Below are 15,410 nucleotides of genomic sequence, written 5' to 3'. Positions count from 1 at the left end.
GTCACGGCTCGTTTGCGCTTGTTGAACCGTTCAAGCAATTGCGGGGAAAAGCGTAACACCCATCGATGCACAGTCGAATGATCGACATGGATGTTACGCTCTTCCATCATTTCTTCGAGATCGCGCAGGCTCAGTCCATAAGCCAGATACCAACGCACGCACAGCAGAATGACAGAGCGGTCAAAATGGCGACCCTTGAACATGGATACCTCCGAAGGTTCACCGGAGATATGTAGATGATGTTCCCTTACGGAAGCGTTTGCGACAAAACCCCTGGACCCCACCTCACCGACGCGGCGCGTTGTGGCGGCTTGCTGCAACTCCCCGATGTTCATGGACTTCACCAGCGGGCATTGGCTTAGCCTCTACAGGCATCGGTGTGGAACAGCCGCGCCGCCGATCGAAATGCGCATCATGGCGGGAGAACAAAAGTCAGAGCTGGCTCGGAGCGGCGACATTCCAACCCACGCTGGCCACGCCGGCCTGATGGGCAGGTTGCTGCTGGCATGGCTCGCGATGGGATTTCGACGTCCCAAGTTTCCGTATGGCCGAAAACCGTCCGAGGCAGCTGTGAGCGCCGCGAAGCACTAGATGTCGGTCCGGGGAAAGACAAACAGGGAGGGGATTCACTTTGTTTTTGCAAGGCAACATGGGAGCATCTTCGATGTGGGTCAGGTTCTCTGGTTCTCTGGCTTGAAGGTCATGGCTGAGCTAAGGACTAGCAGGTGTGGGTGTTCGTTCTCCGACGTAAATATCAGCCTCCTTTGCCGCCGCCATGCCGGCCTCGCATGCCGCGTGGTGGCGTTGTAGTGCATCAAGACAGGTCCGCCGAGCGGCCTTGTACTTTCTTTCTGTCTCGTCGGGCCAGTGCTGCAGAAGGAAATCCGTGGCTTCATCCACCGATCCAGTGTTCAGCATTTGCCCGCGATTGGGAGGACGACAAGGAAATGCCCGTCGCCGATCTGGAGGAACTGAATCGGATCCTCGACCGGCGGGACCCTTCCTAGCGATGTAGGCCCGGTGACGGACTTGTTCATCCCGGATAGTTGCCGTCCGGTCCGGGCAAAGTTGCGATCAGGCATCCTTCGTCTTGTGGCCTTCCGATTGCGTGCCGCTCGAAGCCTGATGGCCTGGGCAATCCTCAATCTGGGTACGGTGCTGCAGAATTCAGGATTTTGGCGGCAGGGCTGCCGTCGAGAACCACATACCGGAAAATTGCGAGGGCAGTTTCGTCGGCGTTTGGTCGCTTGCTAAGCCAGCCCTTCGGCGCACAGCGTCCGTTGCACCGCCGGGCGTGCCTCAACCCGCTCGGCATAGTCGATGAGACGATCCGAAATTTTCAGTCCTGAATCGCGCGCCCAGCGAACCATTACATAGAACAGCGCGTCGGCGGTGCTGAAGGCGTCGCCGAACAGGAAGTCGTCCTTCAGGCGCTGACTGATCAGGGCTAGCCGTCCGGCGACCGCTTCCCGCGCGGCCTGCTTTTCGGCGTCCGCCGGCGAGAACATCGAACGCATGAATGGCCGATGGATTTCCGTGGCGAGGAACGCCAGCATTTCGACGTTGCGCGACCGACCAAGCCGGCCGTCGGGCGCGAGGTGCGGCGCCTGGCTGGCCACCCAATCCATGATCGCGACGTTCTCAGTCAGCACCTCGCCATCGTCGAAGACAAGCGCCGGCACATAGCCCTTCGGATTGACTGCAGTGTAATCTTCGTCGTGCTCGGTGCGCCGCGTGCTGAGATCGACCTTGATAGTCTCGACCTCGATGCCGGCTTCGGTCAGCGCGATATGGTCGGCCAGGCTGCAGGCGCCCGGTGTGAGATAGAGTTTCATTGCTCCAGATGCCTTTCGAGTTGGTCGAGCGTCTCGTTCCAGCCTCCCAGATGGCCATCACGCGAGGCTTCGCTGAGGAAGAACGCTTGGTGCAGCGTGAGCTGCGTCTTGCCGTCATCGGTATCGGCCAAAGTGATGGTTACAAGCGTCTCGTGTTCGGAATTGCCCGCTTCGTCCTGCCAGACATGGGTGAAGACGATCTTCTTGTCGGGCACGATTTCCGTATAAGTCCCGCCGAGCCAGTTGTCCTCGCCCTGCGGCGAGCGCATGCAGGTGCGGAATGTGCCGCCCGGCCGGATATCGCCTTCGGAAAAGGGGATAGTGAAGCCTTTCGGGCAGCACCAGCGCTTGAGATGCTCGTCATCGGTCCACATTCTAAAGACCAGCGATCGTGGCGCGTCGAAGGTGCGGCGTATGGTGAGCTCGGGCCGGGCGTCGGCTTTCGGCGGTGCATTCATTTTCTTCTCCATGCTGAACTTCTTTCAGATACATCGAGGCGGTCGAAACGCTGCTCCAGAGACGGCGATAGGCAGCTGCTCCGGTTTGGGCCGGCGCGGACGGAACCGCGCGTTGCGTCCTTGCTCCACCAGCCCGCCGGAAAGCTCATTTCGAATGGCTCCGCCAGTTCCGACGCCATTGCCTTGCCGCGGGCGAGCCGGTTAGGATTGCACGCGGGGTCGGGGTCGGCGGGGCCGATAAGGTTAGGCTGAGGCGGTCCTGCAAGATCATCGTAAACCAAGTGGTTAATTAGCTTATTGGTTAAATACGGTAAACGCGGATTTGAGTCAAGGAACTTCACCGCGCCGGAGATAGATTCCGACATGCTGGATAACATTGGCGTGCTTCTGGCATGCTCGCATGTTGTACGGCATGGCACTCGGATCAGCTGATTGCGATCCTGTTTGCCTATCGCCGGACCGTTCAGAAATTATTCATGCACCAAAGCCACCTCTTGCCCGAGCGTTCTGATTTCGATGTGAATCGACCGGATCGCTTGCCGGCCGGCGTTTTTGTTACGACAGAACGGACTGTGTCAATCGTAGGGCGACCAGCACTGTTCACGCGGACCGGCATAGGGTTGGAAGGTATTGTCATATGCACGGTAAGATCGATAATGTGCGTAGCACCAATCAATATGCGCGGCCGTCAAACGCCCAGCAGTTGGTACCGGACGGGCCAACGTCCGGTCGACAATGACACCGGTAGCAAAGGCTGCAGGGGGAAACCAGAATTCCCGGTAAAAGCGGTAACCAGGACGCGTAACGACAACGCCACGGAAGCCGTTGTAGTAATGAGCTCCACGAACCACGACAAAGCCGTGGCGGTGGTTTATTTTTTGGACGGTGCCGTCATCCTTCACAATCACCGATGGCTGGTGGAGCAAATTCGCGGAGGTGGGGGTGGCACAGGTTGAAAGCAAGAATACTGCGGTGCCGATTGAGGCGATTGTCTTACTCATGGTATTGGGTGTCCTATGTTTGAGAACTGAGACGGTGCTTAGCGTCGACGCAGAGCCTTGAGCTCAGAGAGGGAAAGAGTGCGGTCGCCATTGCTGTCCGCCTGCAGAAGACGATCAGGAATGAACTGAGCAAATTCGGCCCTCGCAATTCGGCCGTCACCATTCGTGTCCATACGTCGCGCCTGAGCTTCTAAGCCTTCCGCGGCTGCCGTTTGAAGCCTGCCGCCCTCTCTGGCACGCTGAAGGGCGGCCTGTGCCTCACCTTTGTCGAGCACGCCATTTCGATTTATGTCCAGGCGATCAAACAAGGTGGCGCGCGCCGCCTGTAACTCGGTAAACTGAAGCGCTCGATCACCGTTCTGATCCATTTGGCGGAAAGCCTGACGGGCCTTTTGTCCCTCTGCCGCACAAGCGCTCCCAGTCGCGAGGATAAGCATCACGCAGGCAAGCAGTTTCACATTCATTCTATTCTCCCCTTCCACAGATGAGATTTGGTATCAACGCCATCTTCTACGCGCGCAAATAGTTGCTCCTACGCGCGGTCTCGTTTTTTGTTCGAGGGGCGACAAGCACCGCTGCACGCTCGGCCTGTCAAAATCGGTAGACGACTGCGTAGGAGGCACGCCGGCGCTTCGTATCAATCCGTGCAGCTGCCCATCGGCAGTCGGAAGCAACGCAACAAAAGGACCACTATCAATGACACAGAGGTCATATGCACTGATCGCGGCGCTCATGGCGGCGCTTTCAAGGCCAGCGTTCTCGGCAGAGGCGCAAACGAGTTCGCCTATTCTCCAGCGGCTCGATCAAAATAAGGACAGTGCTGTCTCGCGCGACGAGATCCTCGCGGCCCGGGCGAAATTGTTCGCTCGTCTCGACATCAACGGAGACGGCGCAATCGACGAAGATGAAACGGAACGGCTCCGTGACACGATTATGGATCACGCGATGGCGATGCAGGCGTTACTCGGAAACCAGATGCATCGTCTCGACACCAGTGGCGATGGCAACGTGTCCGCAGACGAGTTCCGAGCTCGCACGCCCCTTTTCGATCTTGCCGACCGGGACGGCGATGAGAAGCTGTCGGACGGCGAGTTTCTCGTCATTCGCGGCATTCTGTTCAACCATTGAGATTGACCGCGGTTACGAACCAAACAGTAATGAGGAGATGACGATGATTGATTGCTGGACGACAACCTTTGCTGCGCTTGGTGTTGCTGTAATGCTAGTTCCGATGCCGGCCATGTCGGCCGAATGGACGCGGGACACGCGAAGCGGTGGCCAGATCACCCGCAGCGTGACGAAGGACGGTAACATCTATTCCGGACAAACGACGCGCGTCGGACCAAACGGTGCGACCTACACCTCAAATTCGGCCTGCCGTGATGGTGTCGTCGACCGCTGCGGGCGCAGTTATTCGGCAACCGGTCCAGATGGTCGGACGTACTCAGGTAATACCTCGACGGCGCGAGGTCCTCATCGGGTGCGATCCGTCGGTGTTCACAACGGCCCTGGTGGAAAAGTCGGCGTCGTTCGCCGCCATTGGAGGTAAGTCCGCGTGAGCCAAGCGCGTGTCCCGGAAATAGCAAGGCTGCCGGAGCGCCTCGATGACGAGGAGCTGCTCGCCCGTGTTGCTGCAGGTGAGCAGCTCGCCCTCCGGCAGCTGATAGACAGACACGGACGCGGCCTACAACTATTCGCTGCACGCTATCTCGGTGGTTCCCACGATGCAGAGGATATTGTTCAGGATGTCTTCTTCTCCGTCTGGAACAACGCAAAGCGGTTCGATCGCGCGAAAGGCCGCGCGACCACCTGGATCTACCGGATCGCTGCTAATCGATGCATCGACGTGAGGCGTTGGCGCCGGTTTCGCGTATTCATCGGATTTGAAGACACGGACGATGTGTTTAGCTCGGAAGACCCCCAAGCCGATACGCTGATCGGCGCACGCCAGGAGTTGGCAATTGTCCGTGCCGGTCTCGGCAAGTTGCCGGAACGGCAGCGCATGGCGCTTCTCCTGCGTGCGGTTGCTGATCTGGACGTCCCCGCGATAGCCGCAGTGATGGGAACAAGTGCTGGATCGGTAGAACAGTTGCTCGTGCGAGCAAGGCGGACGCTACGCGCCCGGCTCACGAAGGTTGGTGAATCCGAACCGAAAGATGAAAGGGTATCGAAATGAACAAAGGCGAGTTCGAGAACTTGAAGGCCAGGTTTGGAGACGACATCGCGACCTGGCCGGCGCCTTTTCGTCAGGAGGCGACGCTGTTTCTTGCTGCGCACCGAGGTGCTGCGATCAGTGATGATGAAAAGCTCGACCATCTTGTACTTGAGGCAACAACTACACCCACCGACGAGCGTGTGCTCGATCGCCATGTGATGGCAAGAGTTGCTAAGTCTAGGCGCAGAATGTTTGGCCTGACGATTGATCCTCGATCGTGGTCGATCCCAGCAACAGCCACAAGCATGGCACTTGTCATCACAGTATTTGCGGCCAGCGGCTACTTGGCCGCCGGGAAGGAACAGGATATTTCAGACGACGCCCTCCTGGCCTTTGCCGTGGGCGTTCCCCCTTCCGAACTTGCAGCGACGTCGATCTTCACGCAAGAAAAAGGAGGCCGCCCGTGAACGGATTTACTTGGCCGCGATTGGTTCTGTTGGGCGTCTTTGTAGCGTCGCTGCTCGGAAACTTCTTCTCGTTGGGCTACGTGTTCAAACAGGAGCGTGACGCGCCTGTCATGTCTACTCTTGCGGAAGGTGCGTTCTCCACATATCCGGATGACGTCCGCACGGAGTTCCGCCGCCTTTTGCGAGAAAACAGATCACAGACCATTCAGGCGCTTCGCGAACTGAGAGGCGCGCGTCGTGAATTGGCATCGGTCAGTGCCCTGCCGCTTAAGGAGGCGGAGGTGAGAAAGGCGATGGCCGATGTGCGTAACGCGACCGATGCACTCCAACGTCTCATGCAGGATTTGCTCCTTGAGGCTCTTCGGTCAACAGACCGAGCGCGGGGTGGCGCTGCCAAGCAAAGCGGAACCCTTAATTGAGAATATCCTCTGGAGAACGGGTGTTTCCGCGGCAAGCCCGACCCCGGCGAGCTGAGAAGAAACTTCGGAATCCTCGCCGCACCCCTCTGAGCCGCTGCCGCCGATTTCTCCATGGATCGCGCAGCTTCATAATTAGGAGACGCGGCGTGTCGTCCCGTATCTCTCTGGTGGAACGGCCGCTGCCGCCGTCATGCTCCCGCGGGCGGAGTTCGTCGGGATTGCGGCTCAGACACAACTGTCAGATGACGGACGGAGCGACACATCCACCCTACAGGTCGTCGGAGCCGACCTGTTCGGAATCATGCCTATGCCCGGCACTGTAAGCTTATGGGCCTTGGGTCACATTATGATCGCTTTTCGGTTAACGTTACAGTGCCGTTTACAGTGCCGCCACAGGTAATTGCTCCGTTGGATTTGCCGTTGCAGACGAATGAACCGCCGGTTTGGGTCGCCGAAGGCGCGCGCCAGAAAGGCATGGTTAAGGACGCTTGACGGTCCGGCAGTTAGCGACCTATTCCGGCCTGTGGCGCTGCCACCGTGCCTCCCCAAGAGCAGACCTGCCATTTTTGTGGCATTGATCGGATCCGCAGTCCGATGCTTTCTAGTACATCGTTCGCTTGTAATCCTCCTCCAACCCCGCATCGATCTTTCGCATCTCTTCCTCCCCCGGTGCCCCGGTCGTTTCATCCAGTATCATCTTGATCAACGACGGCATCTGTTTGCGATCCTGATGGTGAGCTGTATCCCAAATATGCGAGCGCCTGAGGGCCTTTGCGCAATGCAGGAAGGCCTCGCGGACCTGCACCACTATTGCTAGAGTGGGGACACGATTATTGACCGTCATGGTTTCGAGAAGATTCGGGTCAGTGACTATGCGTGCCACTCCATTGACGCGCAGGGTGTCGTCGAAGCCAGGGATCATGAACAACAGCCCCACAGCAGGATTTGCTATGATGTTGGAAAGGCTGTCCAATCGGTTGTTCCCTGGACGGTCAGGGATAGCCAGGGTCCTGTTGTCCAAAATACTTACGAACCCGGGCGGGTCGCCGCGTGGGCTCACATCTGCCCGGCCGTTTAGATCCTGCGTGCCCAAACAAAGGAACGGTGAACGTCGGATAAACGCTTGCGCATGTACTCCAAGACTTTCCTGAAACTTCTGAATAGCGAGGTTATGCGTGGGCGGGTAAAGTTCGCGCAAAGCTTCCTCGCAGTTGATGACGAATTTGGGATCCATACCTCTCCTCCAAGGAACTTCGCATTTTTGAATGCCTCAAGATGAGGTGCGTACATCAATTTTGTCAAGCGCCGATCTACCTAACCGCGACAGCAGTCAATTCGTCTATTAGGCTAACGTTCTAGGCAGCTCCAGCAGTGAGTTGGCCGATGGTCCAGAAGCTGCTTTCTCACCGTCTTATCCAGAACCGGCCTGTCATTAACCCACCCAATCACAGACATTGCGGTAACCTAAGCGGACCGGCAACTTTCAGGAACCGCCTTGTCGGCATCAACGACCGAAATGGGGGCGCAAAGCAGTCGTCGTTCGTTTGGCCGCCTCATTCGTGTTTTTGCCAATAGGCACTACACAACAGGCTTTAATCGGGATTGTAGACATTCAAGCTACCATCCAAAATGCTCGATATTCGCCGATTATCGGCATTTTCAAAGGAAGGTTTTCTGACACGCTTTGAATTTGAACAAATGCTTAGCCAAAGCCCGTGATCACCACCAATGGCTGTCATCTTGACCCCTGGAACCGGCGATCAGACCGGCTCCATGCCCTGCCTGCGGATGTCGTTCGCCAGGGGATGCAATGCGTCGGAGGGCAGGGAGCCGACGAGACTATAGCCCATTCCATTCGATGCCCAGGTCCAACCATCGACCTTGCCTTCCGAGTGCGGCACCATCGTCCTGTTCTGATCAACGGCCATAGGCCTGGTCAACATGACGAGGCGAGTGCCCTGGTCGTTGTCGTACATCAGCATGAGGCCAGCCCCATGCGGAGTCGAGACGACCCGTCCTCCCATCAGACGGTAACCTGATTTCGACAAATCCGGCAAAATGGGTTTGCGGCCCATTCTCTCGGTAGCCCAATCAACAAGTTGAACCATATTGTCGGCGCGCACCTCGACCGGCCTCTGCGTGTCGGACGCGTAGGTGGCAAAACTGTCTGATGCTTCTTTGGCAAGAGCAGCCACGCCTTCACTGGGCGAAGCGACCATGTCATGCATATACCAGCCTCCCGAACCGCCGACAAAAAGCAGCACGACAGCGGCTGCCACCGCTCGCCAGGAAGACGCACGATTCTGGCGAGGGGCATCGATCATGTGTCTGAGGTTGAGCTTCGTTGGAATGGGTTCTTCGGCAATCGGATCAAACCCAGAGCGCAACGCAGCGCGCTGAACCGAATAGGATTGAATACGGTCGGCAATTTCTGGGTGCTTTTCAAGATAAGCCGTCACTTCAGCCCGGCGCGTGTCGTTCAGCACACCGTCGACGTAAGCATGAAGATCATCCTCGGTAATCGGACTGTCAGTCATTTAACTCTCCGCAAATGCGATCCCGCTCTGGTGTTAAATGCGGTCGGATTCTGTAAGATCTGTCGAAGTCGTTCTCGTCCTCGAGACAGCCGGGACATGACGGTTCCAATCGGAATAGCCAATACCTGTGCAACCTGAGCATATGAAAGATCCTCAACCGAAATCAGTAGCAGAACGCTCCGCTGTTCTTCGGGCAGCTTGTTCACCGCAGACATGATCTCACTTCTTGCCAAACCATCCTCCTGTGTTGGCCGATGCGCCAAAACGTCTTCATTAATGTCTTCGAAGGCCAAATGCTGACCGCGGTGCGAAGCCTGTCTAAGGCGGTTGATCGCAAGATTATGAAGAATGGTGAATACCCAGGCCCGCGCATCATCGTTTCGGCGTCGATGCCAATGTGCGATCACGCGCTCAAGGCAATCCTGCACCAGGTCGTCGGCTCCAATAGCGTCGTGAAGCAAGCCCCGTGCATAGCGCCTCAGCGCCGGGATCATCGGCTCGATTTCAGCGATCAGGTCATCCATGACTCACCATTATCGTCAGCGGGGAAGGCCCGCCCTGACGGCCGGGCCATTATATTCACTCTGCCTGGACTTGCACCACTTCGCCCGGTTTGCCGCCCGCCGAAGTTGCAATGACGAGATAGCGTTTCTCGTCCTTGTGCTTGGCTTCGACGATCTGACGGATCGGGCCAACCGCATTGACGATTGCCGAGCCGGCCGGGTTGGTCATGAAGCCGGACAGGCCCTGCAGTTCACCGCTTCCATCCGGCTTGTCGGAGATAGCCAGTACATAGGGCTTCTTCGGCTGGAGACCGCTCACGGCTGCTTGAAGTACCTGCGTAAGGCCTTGGTCGAACAGGGTAATGCTCGTCGGGGCGGGCTTGTCCTTGGCTCCCTTGGTGGTCAGCTTCAGGTGGGCTGCTTCGCCGGCCGTGCCGAGCGGCTGGAGATTTTGTCTGCCGTCACGTTGAGGAACGGCATTCGGCACGTAGGCGACAGCCTGCGGCGCCTGTCCGATCGGAATGTTGGCGATCACCTTGTTGGTCAGCGTATCGATGACGGCAAACTGGTCTGCGTTTTCAAGACCTACATAAACGCGCGTGCCGTCGCCCGAAGGCCAAATGCCGTGCGGCAGATTGCCGACCGGGATAGTCGCGACCTGCTCGAACGTTTCGGTTCGGAAGACCTTCACCTCGTTCAGCCCGCCCACGGTCACATAGGCAAAGCTGCCATTCCTGTTGACCACGAGATTGACGTGATTGGTGATCGGGCCGGTATCCAGGGTTTTGATCAGGCCGAAGGGGGCTTCGGCATTGAAGACCTGCGTCTTGCCGACATCTTTCAGCGTGAACCAAACCTGCTTGCCATCCGGCGAAGCGGCGATGTTCGGGCAGAAAGGGCTCTCCTGCTTTACATGGCCGACGATCTGGTGGTCGGCGACCGTCACAACAGCGACATCAGGATTGAACGACGAGCAGATATAACCGTATTTGCCGTCCGGAGAGAAGATCTGCATACCGGGGCCTGGAGCAACCTTGATGCGGGTCTTTTCTTCGAACGTGCTGGCATCGATGACAGAGATATAATCCTCGCCGCGTACCGTCACCCAGACTTCCTTGCCGTTGGGGGTGAAGAAGGCCTCATGCGGCGAACGGCCGACATAGGTCGTGTGTTTCACCGCATTGGTCGCCGTGTCGATAAACGTAACGGAGTTCGATCCGATCGAGACAACTGCGAGCGTCTTGTGATCCGGCGAGAAGCCCATGCCGTGGACCAGAACCTGGCCCTTGTAAAGCGGACTCAGATTGCCCGGCTGCGGATCGCCGAGCTTGATGACGCCGAGGAGCTTGTTGTCGACGGGATCAGAAACCGAAACGGTGTTGGAGAACTGTTCGGCCGCATAAATGCGATCCTTGTGGCTGATCGGAATATCAGGATCGGACGCTGGGCCGGGTGCCTGGCCGGCAAAGCTTGCGATCGGTGCGAACATCGTGCCAGCGAGAAGACCGAGAGTGAGTAGGGTACGCTTCATGATGGGGTTCCTTTCATTTACCCAGCTTCATCCACATCTGCATGACCGTGGCCTGAGATGGGGTATCGGCGGCCGTGGATCGGCCGATTGTTCCATCGGTGTTCGGATCGACCTGAGTGGGAGCCGCAGCCGAGGCCGGTAGCGGGTCGCCAAGCGCCAGCCGCATGGCGGCAATCTCCTGCTGCTGGTCGACGATGATCTCCTGCGCGATCCGCTTCAATTGCTCGTTGCTGCCGTAGCGAAGATAGGCTTGCGCCATGTCGATCGCGCCCTGGTGATGCGGGACCATCATCTCGACGAAATCACGATTGACGTCGCCCGTCGGCTTGACGGCCATCTCGTTCATCATCTTCGTCATCGCCGCGGCGTTTTCGTTCAGAAAGGGCGTCTCGACTGTTGCGGCCACCGGTTGATGTTGGTGAGGGGCCGCATCCTCGGCCAGGGCCGACGCGGAAATGACAGCCAGAAGCGTTGTCGTCACCAGGACGCGTGTGCTGCGAACAAGGGCACTCATGTAAATCTCCTTGGTTATTTCGAGCGGTTTCATGGAGGTAGACATCGGCGCGTGAGGTTTATTCCCCGACAACGAAAATTTCTCATAACGCCGGATCTTCGGTTCCGAAGGCGGCAACAAGAGCGATTGCAACAACGCCAAGACCGACCTCGATAACGGCGCCGGTTTTGATAGCGTGCGATGCCCAGGCCTTTCGTTCCTTCAGGCGGGGAACGAAGACATAGCGATTGACCATCGCCAGAAGGGTCATCACGAGGACGATCCCGATCTTGAACAGGAGCTTCATCGCGACCGATAACTTCTCTGGGGTGACTCAGCCACCAATTATTAACGTCGTAGGTTTCACCATCGTCGCTCACTCACGGAGGTGGCGATGGAATGGACGATCACAATCGAGGGGAAGAACGAGTTCGGCGACGTTTGCCGAAAGGAACTCCGCATCGAAAAGAACTGGGAACGTCTGTTTGACGGCGACATAGGACTGTCAATCGACGATGGCAAGAAGATCATGGCCGCGTTGCAGAGCGCGGTCGTGAACCATGAGGCGGAAACCTATTCCCTCTTTCGCCGGGTCTGCCCCGATTGCCAGACGTTCCGGCGAGTCAAGGACTACACGATGCGCCGCATCCGGACGGTGTTCGGGATAGTGGAGGTTCGCAATCCCCGCTGGATGCTATGCCGGGATTGCCATCCGGGCATGATCGTTGCCTTCGCGCCGCTGAATGAAATCTGCCCCGATCGGGCGACACCCGAGATGATGGAACTGACGGCACGGCTGGGAAGCATGATGCCATCCGGCAGGCGGCTCGCGTCCTTGCCGAATTCTTGCCTCCTGAGCCAACCGAGACACATGCGACCGTGCGCAAGCGCACGATCAGGATCGGCGAACGGCTTGACGACCAGATTGCAGAGGAAGAATGGCGGGCAAGGCCCCCAACGGATGAACGACGCCAGCTGGAAATGCAACTTCCTGGCGATCGACGCAAAGAGTTCGTCATCAGTATCGACACCGCTCACGTTCGCAGCGCCGATCGCAATTCAGCGCGCAACTTCGAACTCGTCGTGGCCAGATGCGGCCGCGGTGGGCGGGGCGAAGTTGGCGGCCGTTATTTCGTGACCGGGAGTACCGATCAAACGGCACTTCGGGATCGCACCCTTCATGCCCTTTGGCGCGAAGGGTATTGCGGCTTTGGCGATGTCACGGTGATCTCGGATGGCGCTGAAATCCTCAAACGGTTGCCCCGCGCGATGCCGAGGCCGACAATCCACATCATCGATTGGTTTCACATCGCGATGAAAATTCAGCCAATGCAGCAGATCGCCGATCACCTCATTCGATCGCGATCTGGTCTTCTCGAAGCCCTTCCTTCCATCGACAGAGATATCAGAGCCGTTAAATGGCATTTGTGGCACGGTCGCGTCGCTCGCACCATCCGTGACCTTGAGCGGCTCTTGGCAACACTCAAGCAAGCGCAAGGAGATGACAAATTCTCGATCGCACGACTTCGTAACCTCGGGTTGCAGCTCCTGACCTATGTTCGTTCGAACCGCGGTGCGATCGTCAACTATGGGAAGCGCTATCGGGCCGAGCTTCGCGTCGCCACTACCCTCGCCGAGTCGGCGGTGAATTCACTCGTCGCCAAGCGGATGGTCAAGAAGCAGCAGATGCGCTGGTCTCTCCATGGCCCTCACATGCTCATGCAGGTTCGGACGGCTGAAGTGAACGGCGAGCTTCGCGATCGACTGCGGACACAATTCCGACGCCCAGAGCCGAACGTGCCTTCGCTGTTCAAACCTAAACCACCCCTCTTGCGTGCCGCGTGAACCCCAGAGAAGTTACCGGTCTCGCAACGAAGTCCCTGTAGGTTCTTATCAGTTCGGCGGCATCTCGAAGGAGAGCCTGTTTTCCTCTCGGGTAAGGTCCGTCGCGCCGTTCGCGTGTTTGATGAGCGCAGAAAGAACTCCCGATTTAGCTGCCATGTTTGCTCCAACTTGGGACGTCCACCCGAATCTTTGGTGGACCGTACATCGGGTAGCAGCGATGAGGGTCTGGCTCCATACCAAAGCACCAATCGGGATCGTTAAATTCTTACGGGTCGTGTTGATCACCATTTAAAGCCGAGCTGGTATCACGAGTGACAACAGCATCCTATTAAGATGTGGGGGGACAAAGGAGCTTTCGATGTTTGACTACTTGTTTTTTGATAGCAGTGGCGTGCCCTGCGACTGCCGCGCCCATTGAGACCTATACAGCACGTCTCAGTGCTCAAGATCATTTCAATTCATCTGGAGAGCGTCTCGAAACAGCTGCTGCTATCATCCGGCAGGATCGTGCTAGTTTTTTTGTGTACGGCTCCAAGGATAGCGAAGATGAAGTCGCTGGCTTTTTTGACAGTAAATATGACCGTTCGCGGCTTAAAAGCATGCTTGATCACGCCAGGAGCGAAACACGCTATTTTGAACGGCAGCCCGTTAATCCACGTGCAGATTTACGAAGACTTCATCAACGTTCTCATCGAGTACAGACAGAGCCGCAGGGCTTAAGGTTGAATGGTTGGCCCTAACCTGGTTACACACCTTTATCGCTTTATCCCGAGATCGGCAGCCGCAATGAACACATACGATATTTGGATGTCAAAGTTCGGCGAGTTCTCGCCAGCGATGCAAGTTGGGATCATGGTGTGTCTAGCGACGGTTGCAGCGAATGCCCTGTCGCTCTTCTTTTTCTTCACCACTGGATTCGAGCGGGTCGACGTTTTGCTTGCAGCAACAACATGCACAACGGTGCTAGTCAGCGCGCCTCTCGGGGCATTTCTGGTCGGCTTGACCTCAAGACTGAGACAAGTAGCGGCGCAACTCGATCTCACGGCACGCACAGATGATCTGACAGGACTTTCAACTCGCACCGAGTTCTACCTTCAAGTGAACAGGCAAATGAAGATGTGCGACCCAGCCAAGGGTGCTGGTGCAATACTCTATATCGATGCCGACCACTTCAAACGGATAAACGATGAATTTGGTCATGCGATCGGTGACGCAGTTCTGCAAGAGATCGGCTTTCTGGTCAGTGATATTATTGGAGAATGGGATCATGCCGCTCGCTTCGGCGGCGAAGAGTTTGCAATCTTTTTGGACGGTGCAGACGAAGGCAAAGCCAAATGGATATCTCATCGAATTCTCTCGGGCACCCGCGGCATTGCTGGACAATTGAGAGTTGACGGTCTGCAGGTTTCAGTCAGTATTGGGGTTGCGATCCATGAACCTAACGAGACCCTCGAAGAAGTTTTGATCGCCGCCGATCAATGTCTGTATTCGGCCAAGAACCAAGGCCGAAATCGTGTCGTGCTTGCAACGAGCACCAGGCTTCACTCGACCAATCCCACCTAATGTAGCTGCTCTCTAAGCCCACTCGGAACGAGTCCTGATCCTAAGTCGCCTTTTCAGCTCCCACGGCAAGGTAATATCACAGTGGAACCACTCTACATCCTCGCTCAAGGCGAATGGTTCGGATATTCATGTGAGGCTCGATCTGCCTGGATTTTTGGCACCCGTCTCTTGTTGGTGTCCGCTGCCGTCTATGGATTCGTTCTCACAAGGTGCTTCAACCTATGGGGAAAGCTTCAGTTCAAAGGCTCTGACACCCGCAGTAGTCGATGACAGACTCCTACCCTATGTTGCCTGGGCAGTGGCGCTGGCTATCATGGGCTACTCCATCTACGAGGCAACGGTCTACAATCGCGAAGTACTCTACTGGAAAGGTTCGACGCTAACTGAAACGGGTTGCCGCGGACTACAGCCATATACAGAGGGCTTCGAGGGAACGGGTTTTTCGAGCGGCGGGTCGGCTGCGATAAGTCAGACCTGGGTCAGGCCGCCATCGACACAAAGATCGATACCCGTGATAAAACTGGAATCGTCCGAGGCCAGGAAAAGCGCAGCGGTCGCGATTTCGCGCGGACGGCCAAAGCGTCCCAACGGCACCATCGCGGT

Annotated in this window: 19 protein-coding genes and 2 pseudogenes; 8 read left to right on the top strand and 13 right to left on the bottom strand. The window is 57.0% G+C overall.

Annotated features, from left to right (window positions below; all coding sequences use genetic code 11):
• From FHS21_RS29885 to FHS21_RS29860, 6 genes and pseudogenes are all read right to left on the bottom strand, one after another.
• Positions 1–203 (bottom strand): annotated as a pseudogene (locus tag FHS21_RS29885) (IS6 family transposase); the annotation flags it as partial.
• A 508-nt stretch (positions 204–711) separates the two neighbouring features.
• A complete protein-coding gene (locus FHS21_RS31745) occupies positions 712–918 on the bottom strand; it encodes a DUF982 domain-containing protein (RefSeq protein ID WP_376772247.1) in 207 nt (68 codons plus the stop codon).
• Between the two features lie 332 nt (positions 919–1,250).
• Positions 1,251–1,835: a glutathione S-transferase N-terminal domain-containing protein gene (locus FHS21_RS29875; RefSeq protein ID WP_183665726.1), complete on the bottom strand. Its 585-nt coding sequence runs from the start codon at positions 1,833–1,835 to the stop codon at positions 1,251–1,253.
• Positions 1,832–2,305, bottom strand: a complete 474-nt coding sequence (locus FHS21_RS29870; protein WP_246411361.1) for an SRPBCC family protein — start codon at positions 2,303–2,305, stop codon at positions 1,832–1,834. The genes FHS21_RS29875 and FHS21_RS29870 overlap by 4 nt, the downstream gene beginning before the upstream one ends.
• Positions 2,306–2,868: 563 nt before the next feature.
• Positions 2,869–3,294, bottom strand: coding sequence for a BA14K family protein (locus tag FHS21_RS29865; protein WP_183665724.1), 426 nt, complete (start codon positions 3,292–3,294; stop codon positions 2,869–2,871).
• A 38-nt stretch (positions 3,295–3,332) separates the two neighbouring features.
• Positions 3,333–3,758 (bottom strand): EF-hand domain-containing protein, encoded by a 426-nt coding sequence (locus FHS21_RS29860; RefSeq protein WP_183665722.1) that lies wholly within the window; start codon positions 3,756–3,758, stop codon positions 3,333–3,335.
• A gap of 232 nt (positions 3,759–3,990) precedes the next feature.
• On the opposite strand from FHS21_RS29860, the gene FHS21_RS29855 reads away from it, so the two are divergent.
• The 5 genes from FHS21_RS29855 to FHS21_RS29835 are packed head-to-tail and all read left to right on the top strand — an operon-like array spanning position 3,991 to position 6,335.
• Positions 3,991–4,422, top strand: a complete 432-nt coding sequence (locus FHS21_RS29855) for an EF-hand domain-containing protein (protein WP_183665720.1) — start codon at positions 3,991–3,993, stop codon at positions 4,420–4,422.
• Between the two features lie 43 nt (positions 4,423–4,465).
• On the top strand, positions 4,466–4,843 hold the full coding sequence (locus FHS21_RS29850) for a hypothetical protein (RefSeq protein WP_183665718.1): 378 nt from the start codon (positions 4,466–4,468) through the stop codon (positions 4,841–4,843).
• Between the two features lie 6 nt (positions 4,844–4,849).
• Complete coding sequence (locus FHS21_RS29845) at positions 4,850–5,470, top strand: RNA polymerase sigma factor (protein WP_183665716.1); 621 nt, start codon at positions 4,850–4,852, stop codon at positions 5,468–5,470.
• Entirely contained in the window at positions 5,467–5,916 is a 450-nt protein-coding gene (locus tag FHS21_RS29840) for a hypothetical protein (RefSeq protein WP_183665714.1), read from the top strand. Before FHS21_RS29845 ends, FHS21_RS29840 begins: the two co-directional genes overlap by 4 nt.
• Entirely contained in the window at positions 5,913–6,335 is a 423-nt protein-coding gene (locus FHS21_RS29835) for a periplasmic heavy metal sensor (RefSeq protein ID WP_183665712.1), read from the top strand. Before FHS21_RS29840 ends, FHS21_RS29835 begins: the two co-directional genes overlap by 4 nt.
• Before the next feature lie 601 nt (positions 6,336–6,936).
• Here the strand turns inward: FHS21_RS29835 and FHS21_RS29830 are convergent.
• The 6 genes from FHS21_RS29830 to FHS21_RS29805 all read right to left on the bottom strand — a co-directional run bounded on the left by FHS21_RS29830 (position 6,937) and on the right by FHS21_RS29805 (position 11,706).
• Positions 6,937–7,569: a pyridoxamine 5'-phosphate oxidase family protein gene (locus FHS21_RS29830; protein ID WP_183665710.1), complete on the bottom strand. Its 633-nt coding sequence runs from the start codon at positions 7,567–7,569 to the stop codon at positions 6,937–6,939.
• A gap of 526 nt (positions 7,570–8,095) precedes the next feature.
• The gene (locus FHS21_RS29825) at positions 8,096–8,872 is read right to left on the bottom strand and encodes an anti-sigma factor family protein (RefSeq protein ID WP_183665708.1); all 777 of its coding nucleotides are present in this window, start codon (positions 8,870–8,872) and stop codon (positions 8,096–8,098) included.
• Entirely contained in the window at positions 8,869–9,396 is a 528-nt protein-coding gene (locus FHS21_RS29820) for an RNA polymerase sigma factor (RefSeq protein ID WP_183665706.1), read from the bottom strand. Before FHS21_RS29820 ends, FHS21_RS29825 begins: the two co-directional genes overlap by 4 nt.
• A 55-nt stretch (positions 9,397–9,451) precedes the next feature.
• Positions 9,452–10,906, bottom strand: coding sequence for a YncE family protein (locus tag FHS21_RS29815; RefSeq protein WP_183665704.1), 1,455 nt, complete (start codon positions 10,904–10,906; stop codon positions 9,452–9,454).
• Positions 10,907–10,919: 13 nt separating this feature from the next.
• Entirely contained in the window at positions 10,920–11,420 is a 501-nt protein-coding gene (locus FHS21_RS29810; RefSeq protein ID WP_183665702.1) for a DUF305 domain-containing protein, read from the bottom strand.
• 82 nt (positions 11,421–11,502) lie between these two features.
• Entirely contained in the window at positions 11,503–11,706 is a 204-nt protein-coding gene (locus tag FHS21_RS29805; RefSeq protein WP_183665700.1) for a CopD family protein, read from the bottom strand.
• 87 nt (positions 11,707–11,793) lie between these two features.
• Between FHS21_RS29805 and FHS21_RS29800 the strand changes: the two are divergent.
• The 3 genes and pseudogenes from FHS21_RS29800 (at position 11,794) to FHS21_RS29790 (ending at position 14,807) form a co-directional block, all read left to right on the top strand.
• Positions 11,794–13,244: pseudogene (locus FHS21_RS29800) on the top strand (ISKra4 family transposase).
• 546 nt (positions 13,245–13,790) lie between these two features.
• Complete coding sequence (locus tag FHS21_RS29795) at positions 13,791–13,964, top strand: hypothetical protein (RefSeq protein WP_183665698.1); 174 nt, start codon at positions 13,791–13,793, stop codon at positions 13,962–13,964.
• Positions 13,965–14,030: 66 nt separating this feature from the next.
• Positions 14,031–14,807: a GGDEF domain-containing protein gene (locus tag FHS21_RS29790; RefSeq protein ID WP_183665696.1), complete on the top strand. Its 777-nt coding sequence runs from the start codon at positions 14,031–14,033 to the stop codon at positions 14,805–14,807.
• 468 nt (positions 14,808–15,275) lie between these two features.
• On the opposite strand, the gene FHS21_RS29785 is transcribed toward FHS21_RS29790, so the two are convergent.
• Positions 15,276–15,410, bottom strand: a 135-nt coding sequence (locus FHS21_RS29785; protein ID WP_183664870.1) for an SDR family oxidoreductase, incomplete at its 5' end; no start/stop codon positions are given.

The sequence above is a fragment of the Phyllobacterium trifolii genome, from assembly GCF_014192095.1.
GTDB classification, from domain to species: domain Bacteria; phylum Pseudomonadota; class Alphaproteobacteria; order Rhizobiales; family Rhizobiaceae; genus Phyllobacterium; species Phyllobacterium trifolii.
This window is presented reverse-complemented; position numbering and strand designations above follow the sequence as displayed.

Bases quoted from the DNA above. Each gene is read 5' to 3' on its own strand.
- FHS21_RS31745 (WP_376772247.1), bottom strand. From the start codon at position 918: ATGCTGAACACTGGATCGGTGGATGAAGCCACGGATTTCCTTCTGCAG.
- FHS21_RS29875 (WP_183665726.1), bottom strand. From the start codon at position 1,835: ATGAAACTCTATCTCACACCGGGCGCCTGCAGCCTGGCCGACCATATC.
- FHS21_RS29870 (WP_246411361.1), bottom strand. From the start codon at position 2,305: ATGGAGAAGAAAATGAATGCACCGCCGAAAGCCGACGCCCGGCCCGAG.
- FHS21_RS29865 (WP_183665724.1), bottom strand. From the start codon at position 3,294: ATGAGTAAGACAATCGCCTCAATCGGCACCGCAGTATTCTTGCTTTCA.
- FHS21_RS29860 (WP_183665722.1), bottom strand. From the start codon at position 3,758: ATGAATGTGAAACTGCTTGCCTGCGTGATGCTTATCCTCGCGACTGGG.
- FHS21_RS29855 (WP_183665720.1), top strand. From the start codon at position 3,991: ATGACACAGAGGTCATATGCACTGATCGCGGCGCTCATGGCGGCGCTT.
- FHS21_RS29850 (WP_183665718.1), top strand. From the start codon at position 4,466: ATGATTGATTGCTGGACGACAACCTTTGCTGCGCTTGGTGTTGCTGTA.
- FHS21_RS29840 (WP_183665714.1), top strand. From the start codon at position 5,467: ATGAACAAAGGCGAGTTCGAGAACTTGAAGGCCAGGTTTGGAGACGAC.
- FHS21_RS29830 (WP_183665710.1), bottom strand. From the start codon at position 7,569: ATGGATCCCAAATTCGTCATCAACTGCGAGGAAGCTTTGCGCGAACTT.
- FHS21_RS29825 (WP_183665708.1), bottom strand. From the start codon at position 8,872: ATGACTGACAGTCCGATTACCGAGGATGATCTTCATGCTTACGTCGAC.
- FHS21_RS29820 (WP_183665706.1), bottom strand. From the start codon at position 9,396: ATGGATGACCTGATCGCTGAAATCGAGCCGATGATCCCGGCGCTGAGG.
- FHS21_RS29815 (WP_183665704.1), bottom strand. From the start codon at position 10,906: ATGAAGCGTACCCTACTCACTCTCGGTCTTCTCGCTGGCACGATGTTC.
- FHS21_RS29810 (WP_183665702.1), bottom strand. From the start codon at position 11,420: ATGAGTGCCCTTGTTCGCAGCACACGCGTCCTGGTGACGACAACGCTT.
- FHS21_RS29805 (WP_183665700.1), bottom strand. From the start codon at position 11,706: ATGAAGCTCCTGTTCAAGATCGGGATCGTCCTCGTGATGACCCTTCTG.
- FHS21_RS29795 (WP_183665698.1), top strand. From the start codon at position 13,791: ATGAAGTCGCTGGCTTTTTTGACAGTAAATATGACCGTTCGCGGCTTA.
- FHS21_RS29790 (WP_183665696.1), top strand. From the start codon at position 14,031: ATGAACACATACGATATTTGGATGTCAAAGTTCGGCGAGTTCTCGCCA.